The following is a 26,976-nucleotide window of genomic DNA, read 5'->3' as shown; positions in this document are numbered from 1 at the left end:
TTTTAGTTGAAATTTGTAAAAAAAACAGGAGAATGACTCAAGTTTTGTTCATGATAAAATGAAGCGAAGGGAGAGGTTTCGATGAAAAAAGTATTGTTTGTAGGGAGAGGTGGGATTTCTCGCACACCGATGGCTGCATCTCTATTTGAGAGCATGCTTAAAAAACAAGATTCTCAAGAGGAATTTCTTGTCGAAGTTGCGGCGACAGGTCATTGGCATATCGGTGAATCACCAGATGATGAAATCGTTGAGCTGTTGGAGGAGAAGGGCTGCCAAGTAAAGTGTCAACCTGTTCGGCAGGTTACAGAGGAAGATCTGCAAGCCTTCGATTATCTTGTAGCGATGGATGCGGAAATATTGGGGACCTTGCACCAGATGGCTGGTATGGAGGAAACGGGTGAAATATTAAGGTTGTTGGACTTAGCGGAGACTAGGGAGGAAGATGACATCCCTGATCCTTACGAGACAGGCAATATCGAAAGTGTTTATGACCTGATCTATAAAGGGTGCAAAGCTTTCCTGGGATACTTGTTAAAACAATAAAAACCCGATCCGCTAGAAGCGAGATCGGGTTTTTCGTCCTTAGTGTCGTGTTTTTCGCATGTTTTTCATGATGAAGCTGATGATCAGGATGACCAGGATCGCTCCGATCAAGGCTGGGACAAGAGCAAAGCCACCTAATGATGGTCCCCAGGAACCTAAGAGAGCGGTACCGAGCCATGCACCAATGATACCCGCTATGATATTACCGATAATTCCACCTGGCACGTCTCTGCCGACAATCAGGCCGGCTAACCAACCGATGATACCTCCAATGATTAATGCCCAAATCAATCCCATAATAAATTCCTCCTTTTATTGAAAAATGTTTGTTGGAAATAATTTTAGTTTTGTGATACCCGTCGGAAATGATTCATAAACAATTCATCGTAAATGTTTGGGTTTTCAAAGAACGGGGGAAATTAAATATTATTACAAGATGAAAAAGGAGAGATCATAAATGACGCAAGCTGTACACACACCAGAAAGACAAGCACAACGTACTCCTACACATATTGACGACCACAGACGGAAAGAGGGGAATTTCCTCTGGAAAGGGATCTTGATTGGAGCGGTAGTAGGCGGTCTGGCTGCCTTGATCGACAAAAATACACGCAAAAATGTCCAAGAGCGATCCGTCAAGTTGAAGGACCAAACGACTTCCCTTTATCGGACAGTGCGAGAAGAACCGGCAGTCATCATGAATACAGTCAAGCATACAATGGAAACAACGTCCAAAGCATTGAATGAATTATCACGAGAAGTGAAAGAAGTCGTAGGTAAGATTGAAGAAGTGAAAGAGAACTCCCTTGAAACGTACTCAAGTGTCCGTGAAGTAGGTGGAGAACTGAAGGATGTCTCCAGTAAACTGAAAGAAGCGGGAAGAGAAATTACGGACGTGGATTATAAGGAAAACGACCATAAGTAAGCGATCTTTAAGGAAACTTGAGAGAGGTGAAAGTGACTGTGGGGAGACTTAAACAACCTTCTAAGAAAATCTTCTGGAAGGAATTAATTGAACGAATTAAAGAAGATGAAGTGACAGACTTATCAGCCCAATTGGCTTATTATTTCCTCCTGTCACTTTTTCCATTTCTAATAGTGGCGATTACGATTGTGACGGCTATCATCGATGAAAGTCAATTGTATACTATGCTGGATCGCTATGCGCCTCAGGAGATCATGAATGTCATCCAAGAAAATACGGATGTCATCGGGAGTCAGGGTGGAGCGATCCTGTCCCTTGGTATCATCGGTACTCTGTGGACAGCATCGAATGGAATGAATGCGGTCATCCGGGCATTGAACAAAGCCTATGATGTAGACGAAAGCCGAAACTTCATCGTTGCGAGAGCGGTCGCCATTTTACTTACATTAGGAATGCTTTTGATTATCTTCGTTGCCATGGCGCTGCCTGTCTTCGGTGAGCTGATTGGAAATCTGTTCTTTTATATCGGTATTCCGAATGCTGAAGAAACCTGGGGTATCCTGCGTTGGGTGCTCAGTACAGTCATCATCGCTATTGTCATTACCATCATCTATATGGTCGCCCCTAATAAGAAACTGATCTTGCGGAATGTTTGGGTAGGTGCCGTCGTAGCGACAATCGGGTGGCAGCTTGTATCATTGGCCTTCTCTTTTTACGTAAATAATATGAATGATTATAGTGCGACCTACGGAAGTCTTGGTGGTGTCATCGTTCTGATGCTGTGGTTCTATGTGTCAGGTCTGATGCTGATCATTGGCGGAGAAGTGAACGCGACTTTCAAAAGCCTAGAAGAAGGTACCACTAAGACCTGACATTACACCGCATAAGTCCTGAGGGTAAAGAAGAAACTAAACGTACTCTTCTGAAAAAAGGGGCTTATACAATGAGTAACAATAAAAAGAACCATAATGTAAAGAACCATAAAAAGCATACGAGTGACAGCAAGCATAAGACGAGTAGTTCTGCCAACAAGAAAAACCAATTTCATTAATCAAATATGCCATCCGAACCGGGTGGCATTTCATTATGAAGGGCTGATTATACATATCGACGTTTGAGCACCTATGGTGAAAAGGTATTACTATATTAGTCCTACTAATCGTAACGGAATGAAAATGGAGGGATGTACGTGCGTGTATCTGAATTATTGGTAAAATGTCTTGAAAACGAGGGTGTCGAGTACATTTTCGGTGTACCTGGTGAAGAGAACATCGATTTTCTTGATGCTCTGAAAGAATCGGATATCGAATTCATTACAACGAGACATGAGACAGGTGCAGCTTTCATGGCTGGACAATACGGGAAACTGACCGGAAAGCCCGGGGTCTGCCTTGCCACGTTAGGACCTGGAGCGACGAATCTGGTCACAGGCGTGGCTGATGCGAACATGGACCAAGCTCCACTGATCGCAATCACGGGACAAGCAGGTCTTGAGCGGCAGCATAAGCAATCGCATCAATATTATGATCTCATTTCCTTGTTCAAGCCAGTAACAAAATGGAACACGTCCATTCGGGATAAGGACATTGTGCCGGAAGTGGTCCGTAAAGCGTTCCAGTTGTCGACGAGTGAAAAGCCTGGAGCGGTTCATATTGAGCTGCCAGAAGATATCGCCGCACTTGAAGTAGAAGGGAAACCGTTAGAAGCGATGCCTAATGAACGGTTGTCCCGAGCAGTCGATCCATCTCTGGAAGAAGCTGCTGAATTGATTAATAAGGCGAAGCAACCGGTCGTGTTGGTCGGGAACGGTGTTACGCGCATGCATGCTTCTGAAGCGTTGCAGACCTTCGTAGAAAAAATCAATGCGCCTTTTACAAGTACCTTTATGGGAAAAGGAGCAATCAGCTGGGAGCATCCGCTCAATCTGCAAACAACAGGACTGCAGGATAAAGATCATGTAGCATGTGGCATCGATAAAGCGGATCTGATCATCACAGTTGGATATGACTATGTGGAATATCCGCCATCTGCTTGGAATCCGAACGGGGATAAGCCCATCATCCATATCGATACCCAAGAGACGGAAGTGGATGCCCACTATCCGATGAAAGCAAGCCTTGTCGGGGATATTGGCGTCAACCTGAGTTTGTTGACGGAAAAAGTGGAACAGCGAGAAGAATTGAATCCAGATTTTAAAGAATTACGCTCGAAGTTACTAGAGGACTTGCGTAAAGACGACGAGGACTTGTCTTATCCGATGAAACCACAAAAGGTCGTTGCAGACTTGAGGGAAGTGCTGGATGATGACGATATTCTCTTGTCAGATGTCGGGGCACATAAGATGTGGCTGGCCCGTTACTTCCATTGTGTAAAACCGAATACGTGCCTTATATCCAATGGGTTCGCGTCCATGGGAATTGCGTTGCCAGGAGCGATTGGTGCGAAGCTTGCCATGCCGGATCGTAAGGTTGTCGCTGTGGCCGGTGACGGAGGCTTCATGATGACCGTTCAAGAGCTTGAAACGATGGTACGTTTGAATTTACCGATCGTCGTTGTTGTTTGGACCGATAACCGGTACGGCTTGATTGAATGGAAGCAGATGAACGAATTCGACAGAAGTGCAAACATTACGTTTGAAAACCCGGATCTTGTCCAATTAGCGAAAGCCTTTGGCGCAGAAGGTCTGAAAGTGTTGAGAGCAGAAGAATTCAAGCCGATCATGGAGGAAGCGTTGAAGATGGAGAAACCGGTCATTGTGGATTGTCCGATTGATTATAAAGAGAACATCCGGATGACCGAACGACTCGGAAATATCATCTGCGGCAACGGATGATATTCGACGGACGCCAAAAGTAGGGGATTTCCGAATATATATGGAAAGGGGTGTCTCTCTCATTTAGAGGGATGCCTCTTTTTTCTATGTGATTTAGAAGAAGGAAGTGAAGGGACTCTTATTGGAAAAAGCCGAAACGGAGCTATCATTTCCGATTTTGGATTGTAATTTTAGAATTTGGCTTATAATTCTCGATTTTGGCTTATAATTTCTGAAATTGGATTATAAAACTCGATTTTTGGTTTATAATTTCTGATTTCGGTTTATCATTTCCTCGAAGCAATTTTTACTTCTATAATGTCGGACCGTCATGAAACAGGACCTGGAAATCATACACTAGTACAGCAAGTCCTTAACATGTGGTACACTGAAACTCGGTAATGGTGCCAGGCACCATCACAAGATGCAGGCGTAGCAACGGTTCTCAAATCGTACCTGGTACCATCTTCATTTATGTAAAGGAGCACAGCGGTATGGAAGTACAGAATGCACCACAACATCGCAACAGCATACGCTTAAAGTGGAAATGGATCGGAACCATCCTATTCCTTGCTTATTTTGCTGTGCTTATCTATTTTACTTTGTTCACTTTCAATTATTATGTTTACGGAAAGTCATTCAACCTGGTGCTGTTTGACAGTATCCGGTTGATGTGGAGAAGCGGAGACTACTGGTTGATTTTCAAAAACGTCATCGGAAACATTCTATTGTTCATGCCACTTGGCTTTCTTCTGCCGCTCATTTCAAGAAAGCTCGCTCCGTTCAGACGAATGTTTATCATTTCGTTCGGTATGAGTACTTTAATTGAGCTGCTGCAATTCAATTATGCGAACCGGATCTTCGACATTGATGACATCTTATTGAATGGCCTGGGAGGGCTGGTCGGATTAATCATCTTCAAGATCCTTGCCTTCTTTTACCGATTGTATGAGCGAAACTTCAAATATAAAAAGTGACCATAAAAAAGACGGAATCCCGAGTGGATTCCGTCTTTTACAATTCTCATCATTATTTGCCGAGTACGCGATTCACACGCTTCGTCAACATCTTCATTCCGTCTCCACCAGCTTGGAAATGGCGAAGCTTTCCTTCTGCATCAAATACATAGTAAGCCGGTACATATTGATTCTCATAAGCATCCGTCAACTTATGCTTGTTATCGACGAAAATCGGTTGTGAGATGCCGTGTTCTTCAGCCACTTCTTTCACTTGATCAAGATCCAAGTCTTTTTCAGAACGAGGCATGTGTACAGCAATGACATTCAATTCGTCTTTATAATCATCACGGAATTGGTTGATGTTCGGCATAGCATCTTTACATAGCTGGCAACTTACAGACCAGAAGTGAACGAGTGTCGGCTTGTCTCCGACCAAATCACTTTTTGAAACTTCACCGTTCAACCATTCTGTCGCACCTTCAAATTCAGGCATTTCTGTACGTAATCTCATGTCAAGATCGACTCCTTTATCAACTGAATTATTTAAAATAATTATTATCTAATGGTGATTTTAAAAGTTATAAGACCCTACGTCAATTATTCTGTCTCGAATATAGTATACCTTTGCCTTTGAAACGTTAAACGTTGAAAGGAGGTTTTGAAACGGGAGAAAAATGCGTCTCCAACCAGAGGATCGCTTCCTCAACCATGTTTAACGTAGTTGTGTGCTGGACACCTTCATAACGTGAGAAAGTGATTTTATTTTGATCCGTATAGTAAGGAAGAGCAGTCTTATAAAAGCGATGCTGTATGTCAGAAGGAATAACGTGATCCTTCGAACCGTTCATCATCAGAAGAGGTCGATTATTCAATCTTTCTAACGAGTTAGCAGGATTTAGTGATCGAATCTCTTCCAAAAAAGTTGATGGTTCAAAACCAACATTCTGGAAGTACTCCTCGCATGCCATCCAATCAAAGGACCCGTTCATATTGATGAATCCTTTAATCTTGGAGTCTTTTACAAAAGCTCCTGAGGTCATCATTCCTCCCATGGAACTGCCGAATAAAACAAGTTCCTCAGAGTATGTCTCATATAAATGATTAGTAAGAACCTCGATATCCTCCACACTTCGAATGATCGATTCCCAGAAAAACCGTTCTTGGATCTCTTTTTGAAAAGGATGCTCCAAACCATTCCTTGAATCATGATAGATGATTTCAGGTGTAATGACTTGATAGCCCCATCGTGCTAGGGTAGAGGCTAAAAATCGGATGTTCTGAACGCTGGAACCCCATCCGTGATAGAGTACAATCATAACAGGATTTTGGTCTTGTCTATTTTCGAGTTGATAGTGAACGTAAGGAATTTCTTCAACTTTTTCTCGTCTAACAGATAACATAATTGATCCCCCTCCTTTATCCCGTCACTGTTTCATGGTGTTTACGTGGGTTGAAGAATGAAACGGTGAGGAACAGGACAAGCATCATTCCACCGATCGTAAAAAAGATGCTTCCTTCTTCCAGCACTTGAATGGCTGCTCCTCCAATCAGTGGTCCGAAAATACTGCCGAGGCTGAAACAGATACCCGCCAAAATATTGCCTGCCGGAAGCAATTCTTTCGGAAGAAGATCCGCCATGAATGTAATCCCCATGGAAAAGAGCGAACCCAAAAAGAGTCCTGCAATCAGGAACATGACCGTCAAATAGATGAGTGAGGAATTCAGGGTCATCAGAATGAAACTGACTCCTCCAATAAATAGAGAAGTGACCAATATAGGTTTCCTCCCCAGACGGTCACTCAATAACCCTAATGGTACCTGGAAAATAAGAGTACCTACAGCAAAAGCAGGGAGCAGTATGGAGACCGCATCCACTCCTAAACCTTGCCGGACTGCATAGACAGGGAAGTTACTGTGAACGGTCGTTTCAATAAATCCGTAACCGAACGTCCCGAGCAATCCTGGCCATGACATTTTGAAAACTTTACCGTAACGTTGCCAAGTTCCTTGAAAATCGGCAGTCGTAATGTTTTCAGGGTATGCATGATCGATTCGAATGAGTAAGAGCAACGCAATCCCGCACAACACAGTCGCAACCACGAATGGCAAAGCGGGATGAATATCAATCAATTTCGTCATCACAGGCCCGACTCCAAACCCTAGTCCGAAGGATACCCCATATATAGAGATGTTACGTCCACGTTTTCCTTTTACACTCATAGATGTGAGCCAAACTTGAGTGGCGAAATGAAAAATATGATCCCCGATTCCGATGATCAATCGAAGGATGAACCAGAACCAAATCGCTTGCCATAACGGGAAAATGAGCAAAGAGACTCCGGTTAAGGCGATGCCCGTGACGATCAACCGTTTGTATCCGTACTTATGTAATGGTTTTTCAATGAAAGGGGAGATGACTAAGATCCCGATATAAAAGGCAGAAGCACTGAGTCCATTGATGCTTGAAGACACTCCAGCCTGCTCAAGTAAAATCGCCAAGAGAGGTAGAAGCATTCCTTGTGCAAACCCTGATACGAATACGACGGCAATCAGGACGTTGAAACGGTAACGGACGGAGCGCATAACTTGTACTTCCTTTCATAAGTTGATACATTTTACTATATCTGATATCGCAATACTAACTATTGTGATCTATGTCGAAAATCTTCATCCATTATAACAGAGACAATCATATGATCTCTTCTGAGGAGTGTTAGATTTGGAATTTAAAATGACCGAGGGAGGCTTCACGACAGAGTTCGAATATGGAAGCCTCGATATTTCAGGGAATGAACAATATGGATTCAGACCTTATCAACTATTAGTCTCATCTGTCGCTGTCTGTAGCGGGGGCGTATTGAGAAAGGTACTTGAAAAGATGCGCTACCCTTTCGAAGATATAACGGTAAAAGCTGAAATTGTACGGAATGAAGAAGAAGCGAATCGCGTCGAGAAAATCGAGCTCACATTCCATATTCAAACTGAGAAGTGGGATGAAGGGAAGATTGAAAAGGCGATGCATCTGACGCGTAAAAATTGTTCGATGGTTCAATCGGTCCAAAACAGCATAGAAGTAGTGGAAAAAGCCGAATGGGTCAAACTTTAAAGACTTTTTGTGCATTAGCGATCGGCGCACTCATTCAAGGTCTCGGCATGGGGCTGTTTTTGTTTCCGCATCATATCCCTTCGGGTGGTGCTGCAGGCATCGCGGTCATTAATGAGTATTTCTGGAATATTCCACACGGTTGGTCACTATGGCTCGTTAACGTTCCTTTGTTGTTTGCAGCTGTGAAATTTTTAGGCACCGGCTCAGCTGTGAAAACAATTTTTGCAGTAACGGTGACATCGCTCACTGTCGACGTAATTGGTCTGGTGTTACCGGCTCCGATCTCGGTCCCGTGGGTGGATCTTGTTTTTGGTGCTTGTCTATTCGGGATTGGTGTCGGTATTTTATTCCGTAATGGCGCTTCATCAGGCGGTATGGCGATACTCGCCCAAATGTTCGCTAAGTGGTTCTCACAGTCACCAGGCCGAATGATGTTCTGGATCAACTCAGTGATTTTCGTCGTCACAGCGTTCGTGGTCGGTTGGTGGATTTTCCTGTTCGCAATCGTCACACAATGGCTTGGAACAAAAGTGTTGGATTTCGTTTATAACGGACAGCTCACATTCGTGAAACTTCGTAAGGCACTCCAAATGTAACTGGGGTGCTTTTCTTTAATAAACGCGAAAGGAGGTAAGTAGCATGGCACAGCAGATGGATTTTACAAAAGGATCGGTACCGAAGCAGATGATCGTTTTTTCCGTCCCGATCTTTCTGACGAATATCCTGCAAACTTCTTTTCAGTTTATCGATAGCGTCTGGGTCGGAAATCTATTAGGGTCGGCTTCGCTTGGGGCGATATCCATCTCGGCGACGCTCATTTTTACAATATTATCGTTCATTATCGGTGTAAACAGTGCCTCTCTTACCGTCCTTTCCCAGAAAAAAGGGGCAGACGATGAACAAGGGTTAAAAGAATCGTTGAATGCCTTCGTCTTCGTTCTTGGTATTCTAGCTGTCAGTCTAGGGCTCGTCGGTTTCGTATTAGCCGGTTGGTTGTTGGAATTACTCGGAACTCCGGATGATATCTTTCCTTTAGCGAAGTCGTATTTGCAAGTCAATTTCCTCGGAATCTTGTTCTTGTTCGGTTACAACTTCATTGGAACAGTGTTAAGGGCACTTGGCGACAGTAAGACGCCGATTCGATTCGTGTTCATTGCAGTCGTACTGAACACGATCCTTGATCCATTATTCATCAGCGTGTTCGATATGGGGATTGTCGGGGCAGCTTATGCAACGATCGTGTCGCAAGGATTCGCGTTTGTGTATGGCATCTTCTACTCGGTTTGGAAAGCTGGGGTTCCTTTTGTGACTCCGTATATTCCGCCTCGCTTTTATTTCGTCACTTTGTTCAAGCTCGGTGTACCAGCTGGATTGCAGATGATGGCGATTTCCGGTGGTATAGCAGCGATTATGGGTATCGTTGCTCATTTCGGCACCGACGTGGTCGCCGGGTTTGGAGCTGCGCAGCGGATTGATAGCATCATCATGCTTCCTGCCTTTACATTAGGATCGGCCGTAAACAGTATGGCTGGGCAGAACATTGGAATTCGTTCATGGGACAGGGTGGATGCGATATCGCGGAACGGAATTTATCTGATTCTTGGTGTTTCCTTTACGATCAGTACGATCGCTTATTTAAGCGCGGATAGCTTGATTCGACTGTTTGTGCAGGATCAAGAGACCATAGAATTCGGTGCGACCTATTTGAAAAGTGTCGCGTTCTTCTATCCTTTCCTCGGAATCAATTTCGTCCTGAACGGGATTGTCAGGGCGGCAGGGGCGATGGTTCAAGTACTCATCCTGAATCTCATCTCATTCTGGGTGCTTCGTGTTCCGTTGACCTATTTCTTCTCCAGATGGTTAGGTGAAGAAGGGATTGCTTTCGGTATAGGAACCAGTTTCATCATCAGCAGTATCATCGCGTACGCCTATTATAAGTTCGGCAATTGGCGTGAGATTGAAATTTTTAAAGAGGAAGCGGACCAACGCACATAATTGGAACGGAGATGTACACCCTTTCTGTTAGGAAGACGAGCAGAAGGGTGTTTTTTTATGCAGCGGTATTATTCTAGAATCTACTGGCATTTCACCGGTTCTCCGAAAGGGTCGACACCAGGTGTATTAAGTCCGGATGAATTGTTGAAAAAGAGTAAGCCTAAGTCTGTTGAAGAATCGGTAGAGATTCTTTTAGCGATATTAAATTCGCAAGTGCTGGAAGCTACGAGTGAAGAAAAGGTCGGAGATTACAAGACGAATCCGTTTTGCAGCACGACAGACATTCCGTTCAAGGACCTCGTCGAGCATGCGGTTTTTTATGGGAAGGCTGCTATCGGTTTTAAGGCTGAAGCGATCCATGACATCTTTTTGCCGATCTGTTATGTCTCTGACAAACATTCGCTACAAGGGGAGTTGCTGAGTGACGTGCATCCTTTGTTGGATTACATCAAGCTGACCGACTTCCATCCTGATGAAGGTCATACCTTTTACAGGGAAAGAGAGTGGCGAAAGGTAGGTGACTTTCATTTTAAAAAGGAAGAAGTCGCAGCCATTGTCGTACCGGACGAATCTGTAAAGCACGTCCATGATTTCTTGACGGACCATCGGTTTCCTGAAGACATTTCGGTTCTATCGTGGCGCTTGATTGAAGAAGCGTGAAACCTTGAATCAGCATCGACAAAGTTTTTATTTTATCAATCAAACATTTGTTTAAAGGGCTCTAGAGTGCGCTGTTATAGGAAAGTGATTTTCATTCAATCGCTTGTTTGACATTATGAAAAATTTGGCATGTAGATTTTATCTCTTCTAGAAAAAAATAAAGATATGAAAGGAGCATGTCCGATGAGAAAGTTGGGTATTATGATTGCCTGTTTCGGGCTCTTGTTATGGCCTGATCAAGCATTTTCAGCAGAAAAAGCAGAGAAAGCAAAACAATCCGAAAGAGTTTCTATTCCGAATTCGACGGTGTCGATTTCGAAAGAGAACACGTATCCGAATGCCACGCAAGATCTTCCGGATCTACAACCGAGCGAGTTGACGCGTGAAATGTTTTCAACGACTAAGATCAAGATCGAAAATCCGGAACTTATCCGACTCTTTAATGAATCACACATTTCACCAACGAAAACGGCGATCGGTTACCGGGCTAGCATTTACTTAGGTCAATGGCCGTTAAACTACGAATCGGCTGAAACGAATGTGAACTGGGAGTACCACAAAGTGAATGTGAATCAGCTGAACAACCGTGGTGGAACAGCTATACAGCAATTGCGCTTCGTACAAGAAAACGAACAGAAAGTGTCTGGAGGATTGACTGCGAAAGTGGAGAGCAGTGATGACGTCCAGAAGATGATGATGATCAAAGCTTCCGAAAAGACGCAGTTACCGCTATCGTTCACGACAGTGATTGGCAGAGGTACGAAAAAAGAGAATGTGTACAATATACCGCCGAAGAAAGTCGGTTATCTGTCTGGATATGTACCGGCAGTCAATGAAAAAGGAAGAGTGACCTACGGTGAGGTGTACATCAACCTGAAAGGGAACAAGAAAAGTATCGAAGTGAAAAACGTGACGCACCAAGGAATCGGTGCTTGGATTCCGGTCCAGGATTACATCACCTTCCGTTTCAACATGACGAACTAACTTCGAGTATTACGAAAGGGCTGACGATCCAAATTGAGTCAGCTCTTTGTTTTTGCATCATATAAAAAGGTGCACCAATAGTTGGTACACCTCGTTACATGGATTGTTCATTCTGTTGTTCAAGATCGATCCAATCGTCACTCCAGCGTTGAATCTCACCGATGACTTCTTTCAATGAGTTACCTTTGTCGGTCAACGTGTACTCGATACGTACCGGCGTTTCCGGATAGACATCACGTTTGACAATCCCTACCGATTCAAGCTCTTTCATGCGTTCTGTAAGCATGCGATCACTCATATCAGGAATTTGCTTTTTTATATCTTTAAATCGCTTCGGGCCGGACATCAGTACACGTATGATCAGACCTGTCCACTTTTTTCCAATGATTTCAATAGCAGCTTCATATTTCGGGCACATGTTTTCAAAGTTCTTCATCAATCCTCACCTCAAATCTTTCTCTGAGATTGAATCCTTACATTTAGTGTAAAGTTTAAACTTACTTTTGTAAAGCGATACAGATGATTGGGTCTCTTGCGCACCCCGGAAACGGAGAAATGGCTAGATCGCACCCTGTAAGAGGCTCTTGCGCACCCCGAAAACGGAGAAATGACGAGATCGCACCCCGTAAGAGACTCTTACGCACCCCGAAAACGGAGAAATGGCGAGATCGCACCCCGTAAGAGGTTCTTGCGCACCCTGAAAACGGAGAAATGACGAGTTTGCACTCCGTAAGAGGAGCTCTTGCGGCCCTTGTAAGACACAGAAATGATGAGATCGCAAAAATCTGTTATGATATTAACGTAAATCAGAAAGGGGACTGCTTTTATGGGTAATTCCATCAATGATAAGTCAACACAGATGCATTACATTCAGAACCGTATCGATATGTTGTTGAAAGTGTTGGACAACATCGATCCAGAAACAGCTGGCGTTGAGGAAATCGATCGAATCATCGCGATGCTGGATGAACTTGAATTGAAATGCAAGCAATTCCGTCACGATTGGAACGAGTAAACAAATCTGACGAATGAAATGCTGGATTTTGTTATACTGAACTTAAGATATGTAGTTTTGATTACGCTTACACAAGAAATTTGGACATATATGACCACGTGATGAGGGAAAGCATCATGTGAAATCTTACGAATAAAGGGGTCATCGGGGAATGGAAAAGCTGAAAGAAAGTATGTATCAACTCATCGTTGAAACATCAACCAACTTACCAAAGGACGTCCGTCGAGCAATTGCGAAAGCGAAAGCTCAAGAGAATGCAGGCACAAGAGCCGCAATGTCTCTGGATACGATCAGTGAAAATATTTTAAAAGCGGATGAAAATGTATCTCCGATCTGTCAGGATACAGGTTTACCGACTTTTAAAATCAAAACGCCAATCGGTGTCAATCAGTTGAAGATCAAAGATGCAATCATCGAAGCAATCAAGGAAGCAACAGACAATACAAAGCTTAGACCGAATTCGGTTGACTCCATAACTGGAGCGAACAGTGGTGATAACCTTGGACCAGGAACACCGGTCATCAAGTTCGAGCAATGGGAAGAGGATTATATTGATGCGCGCCTGATTTTGAAGGGTGGCGGATGTGAGAACAAGAACATCCAATACAGTCTGCCGACTGAACTGGAAGGTTTGGGCCGTGCAGGACGTGATCTGGATGGCATCCGTAAATGTATCATGCACTCCGTCTACCAAGCACAGGGACAAGGATGTAGTGCAGGTGTCATCGGAGTTGGAATCGGTGGCGACCGTACTTCTGGTTACGAACTTGCAAAAGAGCAGCTGTTCCGCACATTGGAAGACACCAATTCGAATGAAGACCTCCGTAAGCTAGAAGAGTATGTGATGGAGAATGCGAACAAGCTCGGAATCGGAACGATGGGCTTCGGTGGAGAGGCGACGCTTCTCGGTTGTAAAGTCGGCGTCATGAACCGTATTCCTGCAAGTTTCTTCGTGTCGGTTGCGTACAACTGTTGGGCATATCGCCGTCTCGGTATCAAAATGGATCCAAATACGGGTGAAATTACAGAGTGGTTATACCAGGAAGGCGAGAAGATCGACTTCAAAAAAGAGATGGAAAAAGCAGCTGCTTCTCTTGATGAAGAAGTGAAGGATGAAGTCCGTGAAGTCGTATTGGAAGCACCGATTACAGAAGAACAGATCCGTGAGCTCCGTGTCGGTGATGTTGTGAAAATCAACGGTGTGATGCATACAGGTCGAGATGCGATCCATAAGCATTTGACGAGCAATGATGCACCGATCGATCTGAACGGTCAAATCATCTATCACTGTGGACCGGTCATGATGAAAGATGCAAATGGCGAATACCATGTAAAAGCAGCAGGACCAACGACGAGTATACGTGAGGAGCCTTATCAAGGCGACATTATGAAAAAGTTCGGAATCCGCGCTGTAATAGGAAAAGGCGGTATGGGACCGAAAACGTTGAAAGCGTTGGAAGAACACGGCGGCGTTTACCTGAACGCAATCGGTGGAGCGGCACAATACTATGCGGAGTGTATCAAGAAAGTCGATGGCGTGGACTTGCTTGAGTTTGGTATTCCGGAAGCGATGTGGCATCTGCAAGTGGAAGGATTCACGGCAGTCGTGACAATGGACTCCCACGGAAACAGTCTTCACCACGACGTTGAGAAGTCATCACTTGAGAAACTCGCGCAATTCAAAGATCCAGTATTCAAGTAAATAAGAATTAATAAGAATGATGAGAAAACCGGGGAATTTCCCCGGTTTTTTTGATTGAGAGTTCTTTGTGTACCTGGCACCGATTAAGACCCCTTTGCGCAGTTGAGGTTTCACACGGTGCCAGGTACACTTAAGAAATTCAGTCGTATCAACGGTTCCAAAACGGTACCTGGTACTGGTGGTTCGCTGAATGACTGGTAATCGATTCCTTGTATGGTTAAAATCTTAGGTTTCAAACTAATACTAAGGTCAAGTGAAGGAGTCGATTCAATGTGTTGAGAAAAACCTTAATTTATCTGCTTGTTTTCAGCTTTGTGTTATCGGTGCCGATGGTCGGTCACGCTTACTCCAATGAAAAACACAATTGGTCTTTCAAACGGGGGAAGGATCATCAGCCTGCAACAACTGAAGCTGAATATATCGAGCTTCTTAAACAATACAATGGTTATTTTATCGGGGATACCAGTGAGAAGAACTTGTATCTCACGTTCGACAACGGATATGAAAATGGTTATACGAAACAGGTGTTGGATGTTCTGAAGGATAAAAAGGTACCTGCTGCTTTTTTTGTGACTGGACACTACTTGAATGATCAGGCAGATCTCGTCAAACGGATGGTTAAAGAAGGCCATATCGTCGGAAATCACTCCTGGCATCATCCCGATCTTACAACTGTCAGTGAATCCCGCTTAAAACAAGAACTGTCCAAAGTAAAAAACAAATACGAAGAGTTGACGGGTAGGCAAGACATGATGTACCTCAGACCTCCAAGAGGGGTGTTCAGCGAAAGAACCTTAGCGCTTTCTGAAAAAGAGGGCTACACCAATGTCTTCTGGTCACTCGCTTATGTCGATTGGTTTACAGATAAACAGCGGGGAGCGGATTACGCGTACAACAACATCATGAGACAAATCCATCCGGGTTGTATTTTGCTCCTGCATTCGGTCTCCAAAGACAATGCAGATGCTTTAGGAAGAGTGATTGACGACCTGCGAAAACAGGGCTACACGTTCAAGAGCCTGGACGATCTCATAGCAAACGAAAGAATTCCCAACCCTTTATCTAAAGTGAGTCAATAAAAGGACAGCCATACAGGTTGTCTTTTTCTATTTGAAGCGTGATATAATGAATCCTGACTTAAAAAGGACGGAGTGTAATCATGAAAACAAAAGAACCACAGCTCAAGCCAGGTGATACAATCAAGTTGACCATTAAAAGGCTTGGCATCAATGGGGAAGGCATCGGTTTTTACAATAAAAAAGTGACATTCGTGACGGGAGCGCTACCAGGCGAGGTCGTCATCGCCAAGGTGACTAAGCCCTTACCGAACCGGATTGAAGCAGAAACGGTTTCCATTCAGAAGAAATCGGAGGATCGGGTAAAACCACCATGTCCAATATACGATCAATGCGGGGGCTGTCAGTTGCAGCATTTACGGTATGAGGCACAACTGCGTGAAAAGAAAGACATCGTGCGACAAGCTTTCGACCGTTACACCGAATACAACGCTCATCATCTTCCGTTGAAGGATACGATCGGGATGGAAGATCCGTGGTATTACAGAAACAAGAGTCAGTTCCAGGTGGCGAAAAAAGGGGCAAGCGTCATCGCAGGTTTGTATGGCATCGGCTCACACAAGCTGATTGATCTTACAAACTGCATGGTCCAACATCCACAGACGACCAACATCACCAACACCGTGAAGGGCATATTGGAAGACTTAAGCATACCGATTTACAACGAACGTAAACGGTCAGGCATCATTCGTACGATCGTTACACGCGTCAGTTTCGAAACGGAAAAAGTTCAGCTTGTGTTGATCACTACAAAGCGTGAGATTCCGAAAAAAGATCTCCTTTTAGCGGAAATCAAAAAACGACTGCCTGAAGTGACTTCCATTTTACAAAACGTGAATGGGAAGAAGACGTCGGTTATTTTCGGAGAAGAAACGATTCACCTCGAAGGCGAGCACACAATTCAGGAAACGCTCGGTGACCTCTCCTTCGAACTGAGCGCACGTGCCTTTTTCCAGCTGAATCCGGTTCAGACGGTGAAACTGTACAATGAGGTTCGACGTGCCGCCAAGCTTACGGGAGAAGAAAAAGTTGTCGACGCTTATTGCGGTGTCGGTACGATCGGGTTATGGCTCGCGAAAAAAGCGGGAGAAGTCCGTGGTATGGACGTGATTGAGGATTCAATCGTTGACGCAAAAGAGAACGCAGTCCAACACAATATCAAAAATGCGCATTATTGGACAGGAAAAGCCGAACACTTATTGCCTAAATGGTTGAAGGAAGGATGGAAGCCAGATGTGGTGGTCGTTGATCCTCCTCGAACAGGATGTGACATGACATTCCTGAAAACCGTTAAGGACATCCAACCAAAGCGGATGGTGTACGTTTCCTGTAATCCATCCACATTGGCGAAGGATATCGCTTATCTATCCAAACACGGATTCAAAGTGGAGCGACTCCAGCCTGTGGATATGTTTCCACACACATCACACGTGGAAGTTGTCGCGACGTTAGTAAGAAAGTAGGGTGGTGCCAGGTACCGTCAAAGAATGCTGCTCTGACAAGGGTTGCTTGACGGTACCTGGCACACTCATCCCCAAGCTTATCCACAATGTTAATTTGTTAAGGAATTGTAAACACAAGTTATCCAAGGTTTTATCCACATTACCCACAACCTCGTGGATAACTTATACACATATCAACATTTATCCACAAACATATGTAAAGGAGACTTGCCGGGGAAGGGACAAGTCTCCTTGTTCAGTCTTACAGAGGTTACTAACGTCGTGCGCGACGATCAGCTGCTCGTGCTCTTTCCTGCGCTTGCAGATCCTCAGAGTCGGCAAGCTCTTGGGAAAATTCGACGTCACGGCCATCAGAAGGGGCCATGTTTTGTTTGTTCTTTGCTTGTTTGCGCGAACGATTGTCTTTTCCCATGAGTGAACCCTCCTTAGACGATAAGTGAGAGGATGACCTCTCGTTTATTATGATGTGCAATCTGCTTGGAACTATAAGAGGAAAGAAAGGGTAATCATGTGAAAAAGTGGCCGTAAAAATCATTCATCCACATGTGAATAAGTCAGAATTATTGGATAAAGTCATAAAAGTGGGTGGAAGCAGTGGATAAGTCCTAAAAGACAAAACAAAAAAGGCCTGAACTCGACGGAGTCAGAACCTTTATCTTTAAGCTTCTCGGATAACTTCTTCTGCTGGCGTGTGTGACATTTCGCGGATTGTGTGCATGTAATAGCTGTCACGCTCAATTTGGAAGAGGTTATAAATGTCTTCTGTTGCATTCAATTGTTGATAAATATCCGGGCGCGTTTCGTTCGCCAAAGAAATATACGGAATTTTCAATGCTGCGCGCTCAGAGCGTACATTCGTTTTACGAATGCGCATGAAAATCGTTTGAATTTCCTTTTCGAAAAACAGTTCATTGAAGAACGCTTCCTTCGCAGGCTGATTATAGCCTTTGCCGTGGAATGGCTTGCCGATCCAAGTACCGAGAAAGCCGCAGCCATCTTCAATATCGAAAAGGTTGATAGTACCGATCGGGTTGCCCCACTCGTCTAAGATCGTTCTGGAGATCAGCTCTCCGTTTTCTTCTGCTTCCATCGTTTGCTTCGTCAAGAAGATGAACTCTTCCACTGAACCTGCTTTATGACGCACAAAAGGAAAGACCGCTGGATCCACCATTAATTCATAAAGAACATGACAATCTGAAAGATCACGTTTCTTTAGCATGATATACATCCTCCCAAAGAGGGTAGAGCGATTTCCTACCCTCGAATTAAAATTTCTAATTCGGGGTGGGAATCGAACCCACTAAGACCAGATGTACTGGTGGCGCACCAATTGCCTTCCCTTAGATCTTGTTTATATTTTTTTATAATTTCAACCTAATCATAATCGATTTATCTTGAAAAGGGAATGAGTAATTTTTGTCAAAATAAAGATTTTTTTAGCGAAAAAATCCGTCCTCATATCCTATGTTCAAAACCGAAAATTTGTGCACTCAAAAGAGCGGATCAACTGAACTTTTTATATACGATTTGACCACCGATCATCGTCATTGTCGGTAACGCAGAGAACTGGAATGGATGATCGCTCCAAAGTGTAATATCTGCATCTTTTCCGATTTCAAGACTTCCGACGCGATCGGCGATGCCTAAGTTTTTCGCTGGGTTGATCGTAATGCCTTCCAGTGCCTGTTGAACCGATAATCCTTCACGTATCGCAATCGCTGCGCACACGTTCAAATATTGGATCGGAATATACGGATGATCCGTCGTGATCGACACGGAAACACCGTGGTCGTTCAATACCTTATATGTCTGCCACGTTTTATTTTTCAACTCGATCTTGGATTTACGCGTCATGGTCGGACCGACGGAGACTTGGAGGTTTCGTCCTGCAAGCTCTTCAGCAATCAGATGACCTTCTGTACAATGTTCAATCCGGAAGTCCAGGTTGAACTCGTCCGCAAATCGAACCGCTGAAAGGATGTCATCCGCACGGTGCGCGTGAATTCGAACCGGCATTTCACGCTTCAATACGGATAAAATCGGTGCCGTTCTCAAGCATTCTGGGTTATCGGTATTCAGTGCTTTGTAAAATTCTTCTCGAAGCATCCCCATGATTCCCATACGTGTGATGGAATCGTTATGACGGCCGCTGTGGATTCGCTTCGGATTCTCACCGAGCGCGATCTTCAAACCGGCTTTTTCTTTCATGATCATTTTCTGGATATTTTGACCGTATGTCTTGATGACAGCAGTCTGTCCGCCGATGACGTTTGCGCTCCCAGGCATGACATGGGCAGTCGTAATGCCGAACTTGATGGCATCGTTGAATGCGATATCCAATGGGTGGACACCGTCGATTGCACGGATATGCGGCGTAAGCGGTTCATGAGTTTCATTCGCATCGTTTCCGGCCCAACCGGTCCCTTCATCATATAAGCCTAAGTGAGTATGAACATCGATAAATCCTGGCAGAAGGTGCATGCCGGATGCATCAATGACTTTTGTTCCTCGGTCTGCTACGATTTCGCTTGCCATATTAGTGATTGTCCCGTCCTCGATGAGTAGATCCCCTTTAAAAGAAGCGGATGTGACAGGATACAACATTGCATTTTTAAATAACGTTTTCATTTGATACCTCTTCCTCTATATTTCAAATTAAGTATAGCTTTGAGGCACCTAAAAGGGAAGTGCTTTTAGGTTGCAGCTATCTTGCTTTTTCATATATAGCGGATAGGGCGGCAGAAAGAGTCGGGTACTTGAATTTATAGCCCCTTTCAAGAGCGACTTGCGGGAACACTTTCTGTCCGTCCAATATCAAGGTGCTCATCTCTCCTAAAGTGGTTCGTAACACCATACCGGGTAACGGCAGCCAGTGTGGACGATTCAGTGTCCTGCCGAGCAATCTCCCGAAGTCGTCCATTTGGACAGGGTGCGGAGAAGTTGCATTCACAGGACCTGTTACGGAACCGTTATGAAGTGCAAAATCAATGAGATAGACGATGTCATCAATATGAATCCATGAATACCACTGGTCTCCTGAACCGATCGGGCCACCGGCGTAGAGCTTGTAAGGAAGTGCCATTCGAGGGAGTGCACCTTCCTCTTTATCTAAAATGAGGCCGAAGCGGGTGCGCACGACTCTTACGCCATACTGCTCCGCTTTTACAGCTTCAGCTTCCCATTTTTCCGTCACTTTTGCTAAAAAATCATTGCCAGCTTCCGTTGTCCGTTCATCGAATTTCTCAGTCTCTGATGTACCGTAATAACCGATGGCGGAAGCGTTGATGAGCGTGTGGGGTTTCGGTTCCATCTTTTCGATGATTCTCAGCATTTCACGAGTCGCTTGAATTCTGCTGGATAGGATTTGATTTTTCTTTTCATCGGTCCATTTGCCGTTGATCGTTTCACCTGCCAGGTTGATGAAAGCCTCAACTCCAGCCAGTTCTGTATAGTCTGCGTCCTCCGACAGCCATTTTACATAGGTCACGTTTTCCTTCGGCGGTTTCCCATCCGGATTCCGAGTGAGAATGAACACATGATTGCCCTGACTTGTAAAATGTTCTGTCAAAGCTTCTCCAACAAAACCCGTTCCTCCTGAAATGGCGATCTTCATACCAATTCCTCCTCCGCATCATTACCTACAGTATTCTTCCTATAAGGATGTTTTCCCTTTTTAAATCGAGATAATCCACGGATATGCTAAAATGTAAGGGAGGTGATCCTATGAAAATCACGAAGATCACAGTCCAGAAGAAAAACAAGAGTCGTTTTAACGTGTTCATAGATCGTGGAAATGGTGAAGAATTCGGTTTTGCCATCGATGAGGAAGTATACATCAAGTCTGATATCCGGAATGACATGGAGATTACCGATCAGCAAATTGCATCCCTACAGCTTCAGGATGAATTCCAAAAAGGTCTGAACCTTTCAATGAATTATCTATCCTATCGCATGAGGTCGATTGATGAAATCAGGCAGTATTTAAAAAAGAAGGAATTCGAAGAGAATACGATTCAGGCAGTCATAGAACGTTTGAAAGAGCTCGGGTACTTGGATGATTTGGAATTTGCGAAAATGTTCATCCGGAGTAAAATCACGACCACGAAAAAAGGTCCGAAAGCGTTGAAGCAGGATTTGAAGCAAAAAGGGGTCAGTGATCCTATCATAGAAGACGCCATGAACATTTACCCTAAAGAAGAACAGATTGAAGAGGCGACGCTCCTTGTTGAAAAGAAAGCAAAGCAATATAAAAAGCTGAGCGAAAACGCATTGAAACAGAAAGTCGCTCAAGTCCTGCAGCAAAAAGGGTATTCGTGGAATGTAACGGAGCAAGCAATAGAAAAAGCCTCCCTTGAAAAAGATGAAGACGAAGAAAGGGAGGCACTGAACCTGCAAGCTTGGAAAGCGCACAGGAAGTATGATAAGTTTTCAGGCTGGGAATACAAACAGAAAATGAAGCAATTCCTCTATCGTAAAGGTTTCCCAATCGAGCTGATCGATGAATGGTTAGAGGAAAATGAAGAGCTTATCGATCAATGAAGATTTCAGCTTGTCCTTGATTTTGCTCAATGATCAACCGGGCGACGTCATCCGCACTTTTCAACCGTGACCGGTCATTAATATGGTCGGTCTCATCCCAAAATGGCGTATCCATACCACCCATGTAAACAGCGGTCATTTTGATGGACGTGCCTTCAAGCTCTTTAATGAGGCTTTCTGTGAAGCCCCGAACCGCAAACTTACTTGCCACATAGACAGACTCGTTCTTCTTGCCACGTAATCCGGCTGTCGAAATGATATTCATGATTTGGCCATTTCCTTGTTCAATAAGACTTGGAAGGGCAGCCCGCGTCATGTGAATGGTTCCATTAATGTTCGTGGTGAGGACTTGATTGATCTCTTCTTCTGTATAGGAATTCAACGGTCCGAAAACCCCGGTTCCTGCATTATTGATGATGAGATCTAGACTGTTATCCTTAAGTTTATCGGTAAAAAGATGTTGTACATCTGCGTAGTTGGTGATGTCACAAGATAGAGGCGTCGCTTGCCCACCAGCAGTGTAGATTTCCTGAGCGACCTTTTCAAGCGGTTCAACACGACGTCCGATCAGATAGACGTGATGACCGTCTTTTCCATATTGGAGTGCAAGACTTCTTCCTAATCCTGTCCCCGCTCCTGTTATCAGAACATTTTTCATGATGTAACACTCCTTATCGTGGATTCGTATCCATGCTAGCACAACTTGTACGCCATTTCGAGAAAACATCAGTCACACTAGGAGGTATGTATGATGAGCAGATTATATAGTGATATGTCCGAGCACGAAATCCATCAAGAGATTCGGACAATGACGGAGAAAGCGAGAAAAGCGGAACAGCTTGGGATTGTAAACGAGGTAGCCGTCTACCAAAGAAAAATCATGATGGCAAAAAGTTACTTATTGAATCCGTCTGATTTTAAACCGGATGAAGTGTATGAATTAGAAGGGGACCCAGGCAGCCGTTTCAAGATTTCGTACATGAATGGGATTTTTGCATGGGGTTACCGTAATGAGCAAGAAGAAATGGAAGCTTTTCCGATTTCAATGCTGGTTAAGCTATAAAAAAGACTTCGCATTATAAAAGGATGTCCTGCTGTCCTCAAGGGACTTCAGGACATACCTTCTAAGGTTGAAAACACTAAGAGCGTTTCCGTGTCTCGACTTTCAAAACATGGTTGTGCAAGCTCCGTTGTGTTTCACCATTTACTTGGTTGAAGCTATGCTTCGGGTTCGCACGAGGCGATTGGAAAGGATCTTCGTAGTTAGGATGCAGTCTATCTCGATTGTCTTTGCCCAAGAGTCGGCACCTCCTAACAAAGTTATCCCTCGGTCCGGTTGGAACGACTCATCCGTTCTTGAGGGTGAGTCTGGATCGTACCATTTGCACGTTTAGACGCATATTCATCCTTTGCACGGGCTTCGCCGTCAGGAGACATACGGTTAGGGAAGTTCTTAGCTTTGTTACGCATCGGTAAGCACTCCTTTCTAAACGATACTCTTATTATGAGATGAACGGCCGAGCGATATGTTGTGCAATTATTGACAAGGAAAGAGAGGAAATACATTGGAAGAAACATTTCATGCATTAGCACTCAAATTACAAGATAAAAATCCTTCGTTGAGCTATGAGGAAGCACGGACTTGGGTGGAAGCACTTTGGGAAGATTTCGAATCCACCCGAGCTCGTGCTGGAAGAAGCTATAAAGGGCAAGAGGTCACAGAGCGAATCGTCGCGGAGTGGATCGACCGCTTCGGACATAAACTCCATGAATACTTCAGCTCAAACCCGAAATTCCAGCATCTGCTGAAAAAAGGGCCGAAGCACTGAGCTATTCATCCCTTTAGTGATCGAAAATCCGGTTGATGGTAATGAAAAACGGCTATTCATCCCTATCGCGAGCCAAAATCTTGGGTGATGGTAATGAATAACGCTTATTCATCCCTATAGAGTGCAAATAAACGGTTCATGGTAATGAATAGCATAATAAAAGGTGCCTGTTCTCTTTAACAGGCACCTTCAGCTTTAATTTGTAGTCGCAACTTCAAGCTTGCGACGCAACGTTTTTTCACTGTAAACCCACCCGGTATAGGAACTGATGATATTCAGTTCTTCATCCAGCTGGACGACTGCGACAAATGGGTAGTGACCTTTCGAACGATAACGTAGATCGATGAACCGAACTTCGTAACCTTCCTCATCTTCTTCCACTTCCCAACGGTAAACCGGGGAGAAGGAGAGGAAAGCGGCGAGATTGGAATCTTTTACAGCTTCGTTCAAAATCGGGTTGTTGGGCACCGGTTTCCGGTCATACACATCGTGAATCGTCAGATGATTTCCTTTTACCTCAATGACATGGAATTGCCCTGGACTCATGACTGCCACGTGTTTCTGACTCCAGCGCATCGTAGGGCTGATGATGACCCTTGTCGCATCAGGTACTTCTTTCTTGATCATCTTGATCGTTTGCAGCTTATCGATATACCGCCAAATATAATAGCCGATCAGTATGATGTATATGCTCAAGAATGTGTAACCCGGATGGAAACCTTGCCACCAAAGAACGAATCCGATGATATGGGCAGTGAAAATAAACGGGTCGAATATATTGATCATGCCATGTGCAATCCACTTTTTTGTAAAAGGATGCAGGGCTTGCGTTCCATAAGCATTGAAAATATCGACGAATACATGGAGGAACACAGCTAAAAATGTCCACATCCATACGTGTAGCATATTTGCTGCAGGCATGAACAGCTCCAGACTACCTGCAATCAGAATCGGCCAGAGCAGTACGGCAGGAATGGAGTGCGTGATTCCACGATGGTTCCGGATGTATACAGCATTATTCCTTAGTTTTAAAATCGTATCAAAGTCGGGAGCATTCGATCCGATGATGGTCCCGATCAGTACAGTTTGTGTGGTGATCGGATCCTGTGCTATGACTGGATCCAAGGTGGCGATTCCACCTAATGCGATACCCATGACAATATGTGTCCCCGTATCCATTAATCGTTAAAGCCTCCTCAAATAGCAATTATACTTTTTCAGGATTCGGTCTATTAGTAGTGTGTCCAAGTTACGCGCGTTCGATGGGTAAAGCCGCGTATAAATATATTTTAATTCATGTACTTGGTATAGTATAGTGTAGGCGAAATATCTTTGAAATTCCTTTACATAACCCAAGTTTATAGATTATGGAGGACTTGTTTTGACTGTAACATTATATGACCGTGAATTATCAATTGATATAGAAGCGTTCCAATCCGATCTCATCTCCTGGTTCGAAAGAGAACAACGAGAGATGCCTTGGAGGAAAGAACGTGATCCTTATAAGATCTGGGTTTCAGAAATCATGCTGCAACAAACGAAAGTCGATACTGTCATTCCCTATTTCGAGCGCTTCATGACACAATTCCCGACCGTTGATGCACTTGCAGATGCAGAGGAAGAGAAAGTGTTGAAAGCGTGGGAAGGGCTCGGATATTATTCCCGTGCACGTAACCTCCACTCGGCTGTGAAAGAAGTGAGAGATAAGTATGAGGGAATCGTACCGAATCGACCGAAAGAAATTTTATCGTTAAAAGGTGTCGGACCTTATACCGCAGGAGCGATTGCGAGCATCGCCTTCGGCCTGCCAGAACCTGCAGTAGACGGTAATGTCATGCGTGTTCTATCGAGAATCCTTTTGATTGAAGATGATATTGCAAAACCTCAAACGCGAAAAATTTTTGAAGAAGCGGTTCGCATTTTGATTTCCGAGAAGAATCCGTCCTTTTTCAATCAGGGTCTCATGGAACTTGGTGCAACCATTTGTACGCCTAAAAAGCCTTCATGTATGCTATGCCCAGTTCAAGAACATTGTGAAGCCTTTGAGGAAGGGCTGCAAACAGAACTTCCTGTAAAAAAGAAAAAATTGAAAAAGAAGACGGTCCCGATTGCTGTCGCGCTTCTTCGGGATGAACATAACGAAACCATTATTGAGAAAAGACCTGAAACAGGTCTGCTTGCAAACTTATGGCAATTTCCGAATGTGGAAATTGATTCGTCTGATGGTTCTGTTCGAGATCAATTAAAAACGTACTTAGAAAAAAGATACCCCATTCAGGTGGAAATAAACGAGCATCTTCTCGACTTTCAGCATGTTTTCACGCACTTAACATGGAAAATTGCCGTTTACTCAGGGACTTTTAAGGTTAAGCAATCTTTAGAGGAAGGAAAAATCGTAGATCTTAAACAATTGGAATCTTTTCCATTACCTGTTCCGCATCAAAAAGTAGCTGCACTTTTGAAAGGAGAATGAATATGGACTTGAATCTGCATGGTAATACTGCGCTTGTCACAGGTGCGTCCCGTGGAATCGGGAAGTCAATTGCACTCGGTTTAAGAAATGAAGGCGTCACAGTCGGAATTTGTGCCAGAGGGCAAGAGGACCTGGACGAAATGAAGGAAGAATATCCTGATCTTTCTGTATATCAGGGTGACCTTACAGATGAAGAAACACGCGAGGCTATTTTTCGTAAGTTTATCGAGGATCATGGTTCCATCGATATCCTGGTGAACAATGCTGGTGGCAGTAATGGTTCCACCGTTGAGGAGACTACCGTTCAACAGTTCCGGGAGGCGATGGAGCTCAATTTCCACTCAGCCGTCCACTTCAGTAAAATGGCGGTTGAGGATATGAAAAGCAAAGGCAGAGGCTCAATCATCAACATTTCCAGTATTTACGGACGTGAATCAGGCGGAAAAGCGACTTATAACAGTTCGAAATCAGCGTTGATCAGCTTCACGAAGGCACTTGCAGTAGAAGCAGTTGCCTTTGGCGTGAGGGTGAATGGCGTCGCACCAGGTGCCATTTTACACCCGAAGGGAAGCTGGCAGCGCAGGTTGGATGAAAACCCGGAGAAGATCAATCAATTCGTGGAAGATGAAATTCCAGGTGGTCGCTTCGGAAAACCGGAGGAAGTCGCGGACGTGGTCACATTTCTTGCCTCTGAACGTGCAAACTGGGTCGTCGGCGCCACATTGAACGTCGATGGTGGGCAGGCTTACTCAAATTTTTAAATGAAATAAGGAAGGGGCCGAGTTTTCGATCGGCCCCTTTCATCATTTATAAGCCATTTTCGGAAATTATAGAGCTGAATTCAAGATTTATAATCCAAAATGAGAAATTATAAGCCAAAATCAGAAATTATAAG

At 44.2% G+C, this 26,976-nt stretch carries 32 protein-coding genes; 19 read left to right on the top strand and 13 right to left on the bottom strand.

The window, feature by feature from the left end; translation table 11 throughout:
• Positions 1-81: 81 nt before the first annotated feature.
• Positions 82-543, top strand: coding sequence for a low molecular weight protein-tyrosine-phosphatase (locus ACSVDE_RS16595; protein ID WP_439302084.1), 462 nt, complete (start codon positions 82-84; stop codon positions 541-543).
• 39 nt (positions 544-582) lie between these two features.
• Here ACSVDE_RS16595 and ACSVDE_RS16590 read toward each other — a convergent pair whose 3' ends face one another.
• Positions 583-840 (bottom strand): GlsB/YeaQ/YmgE family stress response membrane protein, encoded by a 258-nt coding sequence (locus ACSVDE_RS16590; protein ID WP_439302083.1) that lies wholly within the window; start codon positions 838-840, stop codon positions 583-585.
• A 160-nt stretch (positions 841-1,000) separates the two neighbouring features.
• Between ACSVDE_RS16590 and ACSVDE_RS16585 the strand changes: the two genes are divergently transcribed.
• The 4 genes from ACSVDE_RS16585 to ACSVDE_RS16570 all read left to right on the top strand — a co-directional run bounded on the left by ACSVDE_RS16585 (position 1,001) and on the right by ACSVDE_RS16570 (position 5,257).
• Positions 1,001-1,468 carry a YtxH domain-containing protein gene (locus ACSVDE_RS16585; protein WP_439302082.1) on the top strand — a complete coding sequence of 156 codons (468 nt, stop codon included), beginning with the start codon at positions 1,001-1,003 and terminating at the stop codon, positions 1,466-1,468.
• A 38-nt stretch (positions 1,469-1,506) separates the two neighbouring features.
• Positions 1,507-2,340 carry a YihY/virulence factor BrkB family protein gene (locus ACSVDE_RS16580; RefSeq protein WP_439302081.1) on the top strand — a complete coding sequence of 278 codons (834 nt, stop codon included), beginning with the start codon at positions 1,507-1,509 and terminating at the stop codon, positions 2,338-2,340.
• A gap of 317 nt (positions 2,341-2,657) precedes the next feature.
• A complete protein-coding gene (locus tag ACSVDE_RS16575) occupies positions 2,658-4,301 on the top strand; it encodes an acetolactate synthase large subunit (RefSeq protein WP_439302080.1) in 1,644 nt (547 codons plus the stop codon).
• 473 nt (positions 4,302-4,774) lie between these two features.
• A complete protein-coding gene (locus tag ACSVDE_RS16570; RefSeq protein WP_439302079.1) occupies positions 4,775-5,257 on the top strand; it encodes a VanZ family protein in 483 nt (160 codons plus the stop codon).
• Positions 5,258-5,309: 52 nt separating this feature from the next.
• Here the strand turns inward: ACSVDE_RS16570 and ACSVDE_RS16565 are convergent, their stop codons facing one another.
• From ACSVDE_RS16565 to ACSVDE_RS16555, 3 genes are all read right to left on the bottom strand, one after another.
• Positions 5,310-5,750: a redoxin domain-containing protein gene (locus ACSVDE_RS16565; protein WP_439302078.1), complete on the bottom strand. Its 441-nt coding sequence runs from the start codon at positions 5,748-5,750 to the stop codon at positions 5,310-5,312.
• Positions 5,751-5,877: 127 nt separating this feature from the next.
• Entirely contained in the window at positions 5,878-6,639 is a 762-nt protein-coding gene (locus ACSVDE_RS16560; protein ID WP_439302077.1) for an alpha/beta hydrolase, read from the bottom strand.
• Positions 6,640-6,655: 16 nt separating this feature from the next.
• Entirely contained in the window at positions 6,656-7,822 is a 1,167-nt protein-coding gene (locus ACSVDE_RS16555) for an MFS transporter (protein WP_439302076.1), read from the bottom strand.
• Between the two features lie 136 nt (positions 7,823-7,958).
• Here ACSVDE_RS16555 and ACSVDE_RS16550 point away from each other — a divergent pair, with 136 nt between their 5' ends.
• The 5 genes from ACSVDE_RS16550 (at position 7,959) to ACSVDE_RS16530 (ending at position 11,984) form a co-directional block, all read left to right on the top strand.
• Complete coding sequence (locus tag ACSVDE_RS16550; protein WP_439302075.1) at positions 7,959-8,345, top strand: OsmC family protein; 387 nt, start codon at positions 7,959-7,961, stop codon at positions 8,343-8,345.
• Positions 8,330-8,941: a YitT family protein gene (locus tag ACSVDE_RS16545; RefSeq protein WP_439302074.1), complete on the top strand. Its 612-nt coding sequence runs from the start codon at positions 8,330-8,332 to the stop codon at positions 8,939-8,941. Before ACSVDE_RS16550 ends, ACSVDE_RS16545 begins: the two co-directional genes overlap by 16 nt.
• Positions 8,942-8,984: 43 nt before the next feature.
• A complete protein-coding gene (locus tag ACSVDE_RS16540; RefSeq protein WP_439302073.1) occupies positions 8,985-10,340 on the top strand; it encodes an MATE family efflux transporter in 1,356 nt (451 codons plus the stop codon).
• 57 nt (positions 10,341-10,397) lie between these two features.
• The gene (locus tag ACSVDE_RS16535; protein WP_439302072.1) at positions 10,398-11,000 is read left to right on the top strand and encodes an abortive infection system antitoxin AbiGi family protein; all 603 of its coding nucleotides are present in this window, start codon (positions 10,398-10,400) and stop codon (positions 10,998-11,000) included.
• A 183-nt stretch (positions 11,001-11,183) separates the two neighbouring features.
• Entirely contained in the window at positions 11,184-11,984 is an 801-nt protein-coding gene (locus ACSVDE_RS16530) for a YfkD family protein (RefSeq protein ID WP_439302071.1), read from the top strand.
• A 94-nt stretch (positions 11,985-12,078) separates the two neighbouring features.
• Here ACSVDE_RS16530 and ACSVDE_RS16525 read toward each other — a convergent pair whose 3' ends face one another.
• Positions 12,079-12,420 (bottom strand): winged helix-turn-helix transcriptional regulator, encoded by a 342-nt coding sequence (locus tag ACSVDE_RS16525; protein WP_439302070.1) that lies wholly within the window; start codon positions 12,418-12,420, stop codon positions 12,079-12,081.
• A gap of 390 nt (positions 12,421-12,810) precedes the next feature.
• On the opposite strand from ACSVDE_RS16525, the gene ACSVDE_RS16520 reads away from it, so the two are divergent.
• From ACSVDE_RS16520 to rlmD, 4 genes are all read left to right on the top strand, one after another.
• Positions 12,811-12,999, top strand: coding sequence for an SE1561 family protein (locus ACSVDE_RS16520; protein ID WP_226551664.1), 189 nt, complete (start codon positions 12,811-12,813; stop codon positions 12,997-12,999).
• A gap of 151 nt (positions 13,000-13,150) precedes the next feature.
• On the top strand, positions 13,151-14,701 hold the full coding sequence (locus ACSVDE_RS16515; protein ID WP_439302069.1) for a fumarate hydratase: 1,551 nt from the start codon (positions 13,151-13,153) through the stop codon (positions 14,699-14,701).
• Between the two features lie 275 nt (positions 14,702-14,976).
• Complete coding sequence (gene pdaA, locus ACSVDE_RS16510) at positions 14,977-15,780, top strand: delta-lactam-biosynthetic de-N-acetylase (protein WP_439302258.1); 804 nt, start codon at positions 14,977-14,979, stop codon at positions 15,778-15,780.
• Between the two features lie 80 nt (positions 15,781-15,860).
• The gene (gene rlmD, locus ACSVDE_RS16505) at positions 15,861-17,240 is read left to right on the top strand and encodes a 23S rRNA (uracil(1939)-C(5))-methyltransferase RlmD (protein ID WP_439302068.1); all 1,380 of its coding nucleotides are present in this window, start codon (positions 15,861-15,863) and stop codon (positions 17,238-17,240) included.
• Between the two features lie 253 nt (positions 17,241-17,493).
• On the opposite strand, the gene ACSVDE_RS16500 is transcribed toward rlmD, so the two are convergent.
• From ACSVDE_RS16500 to ACSVDE_RS16485, 4 genes are all read right to left on the bottom strand, one after another.
• The gene (locus tag ACSVDE_RS16500; protein ID WP_439302067.1) at positions 17,494-17,652 is read right to left on the bottom strand and encodes a YfhD family protein; all 159 of its coding nucleotides are present in this window, start codon (positions 17,650-17,652) and stop codon (positions 17,494-17,496) included.
• 246 nt (positions 17,653-17,898) lie between these two features.
• Entirely contained in the window at positions 17,899-18,459 is a 561-nt protein-coding gene (locus ACSVDE_RS16495; protein ID WP_439302066.1) for a GNAT family N-acetyltransferase, read from the bottom strand.
• Between the two features lie 284 nt (positions 18,460-18,743).
• Positions 18,744-19,868, bottom strand: coding sequence for an amidohydrolase (locus ACSVDE_RS16490; RefSeq protein WP_439302065.1), 1,125 nt, complete (start codon positions 19,866-19,868; stop codon positions 18,744-18,746).
• Positions 19,869-19,944: 76 nt separating this feature from the next.
• Positions 19,945-20,853 (bottom strand): TIGR01777 family oxidoreductase, encoded by a 909-nt coding sequence (locus ACSVDE_RS16485; RefSeq protein WP_439302064.1) that lies wholly within the window; start codon positions 20,851-20,853, stop codon positions 19,945-19,947.
• Positions 20,854-20,963: 110 nt separating this feature from the next.
• Between ACSVDE_RS16485 and recX the strand changes: the two genes are divergently transcribed.
• The gene (gene recX, locus ACSVDE_RS16480) at positions 20,964-21,779 is read left to right on the top strand and encodes a recombination regulator RecX (RefSeq protein WP_439302063.1); all 816 of its coding nucleotides are present in this window, start codon (positions 20,964-20,966) and stop codon (positions 21,777-21,779) included.
• On the opposite strand, the gene ACSVDE_RS16475 is transcribed toward recX, so the two are convergent.
• A complete protein-coding gene (locus ACSVDE_RS16475; RefSeq protein WP_439302062.1) occupies positions 21,766-22,437 on the bottom strand; it encodes an SDR family NAD(P)-dependent oxidoreductase in 672 nt (223 codons plus the stop codon). The genes recX and ACSVDE_RS16475 overlap by 14 nt on opposite strands.
• Positions 22,438-22,527: 90 nt before the next feature.
• Between ACSVDE_RS16475 and ACSVDE_RS16470 the strand changes: the two genes are divergently transcribed.
• On the top strand, positions 22,528-22,842 hold the full coding sequence (locus ACSVDE_RS16470; RefSeq protein ID WP_439302061.1) for a YfhH family protein: 315 nt from the start codon (positions 22,528-22,530) through the stop codon (positions 22,840-22,842).
• Between the two features lie 76 nt (positions 22,843-22,918).
• Here the strand turns inward: ACSVDE_RS16470 and ACSVDE_RS16465 are convergent, their stop codons facing one another.
• Positions 22,919-23,077, bottom strand: a complete 159-nt coding sequence (locus ACSVDE_RS16465; protein ID WP_226551677.1) for a YpzG family protein — start codon at positions 23,075-23,077, stop codon at positions 22,919-22,921.
• A gap of 22 nt (positions 23,078-23,099) precedes the next feature.
• Entirely contained in the window at positions 23,100-23,249 is a 150-nt protein-coding gene (gene sspK / locus ACSVDE_RS16460) for a small, acid-soluble spore protein K (protein WP_439302060.1), read from the bottom strand.
• A 95-nt stretch (positions 23,250-23,344) separates the two neighbouring features.
• Between sspK and ACSVDE_RS16455 the strand changes: the two genes are divergently transcribed.
• Entirely contained in the window at positions 23,345-23,608 is a 264-nt protein-coding gene (locus tag ACSVDE_RS16455) for a YfhJ family protein (protein ID WP_439302059.1), read from the top strand.
• Positions 23,609-23,803: 195 nt separating this feature from the next.
• Here the strand turns inward: ACSVDE_RS16455 and ACSVDE_RS16450 are convergent, their stop codons facing one another.
• A complete protein-coding gene (locus tag ACSVDE_RS16450) occupies positions 23,804-24,787 on the bottom strand; it encodes a metal-dependent hydrolase (protein WP_439302058.1) in 984 nt (327 codons plus the stop codon).
• A 202-nt stretch (positions 24,788-24,989) separates the two neighbouring features.
• Between ACSVDE_RS16450 and mutY the strand changes: the two genes are divergently transcribed.
• Entirely contained in the window at positions 24,990-26,081 is a 1,092-nt protein-coding gene (mutY, locus tag ACSVDE_RS16445) for an A/G-specific adenine glycosylase (RefSeq protein WP_439302057.1), read from the top strand.
• A 2-nt stretch (positions 26,082-26,083) separates the two neighbouring features.
• Positions 26,084-26,842: an SDR family NAD(P)-dependent oxidoreductase gene (locus ACSVDE_RS16440; RefSeq protein WP_439302056.1), complete on the top strand. Its 759-nt coding sequence runs from the start codon at positions 26,084-26,086 to the stop codon at positions 26,840-26,842.
• Positions 26,843-26,976 lie beyond the last annotated feature (134 nt).

Source organism: Pseudalkalibacillus sp. Hm43, from assembly GCF_051842935.1.
Lineage (GTDB): Bacteria > Bacillota > Bacilli > Bacillales > Fictibacillaceae > Pseudalkalibacillus.
Note: the sequence above shows the minus strand (reverse complement) of the source record. Positions and strands in the feature narration are given on the sequence as shown.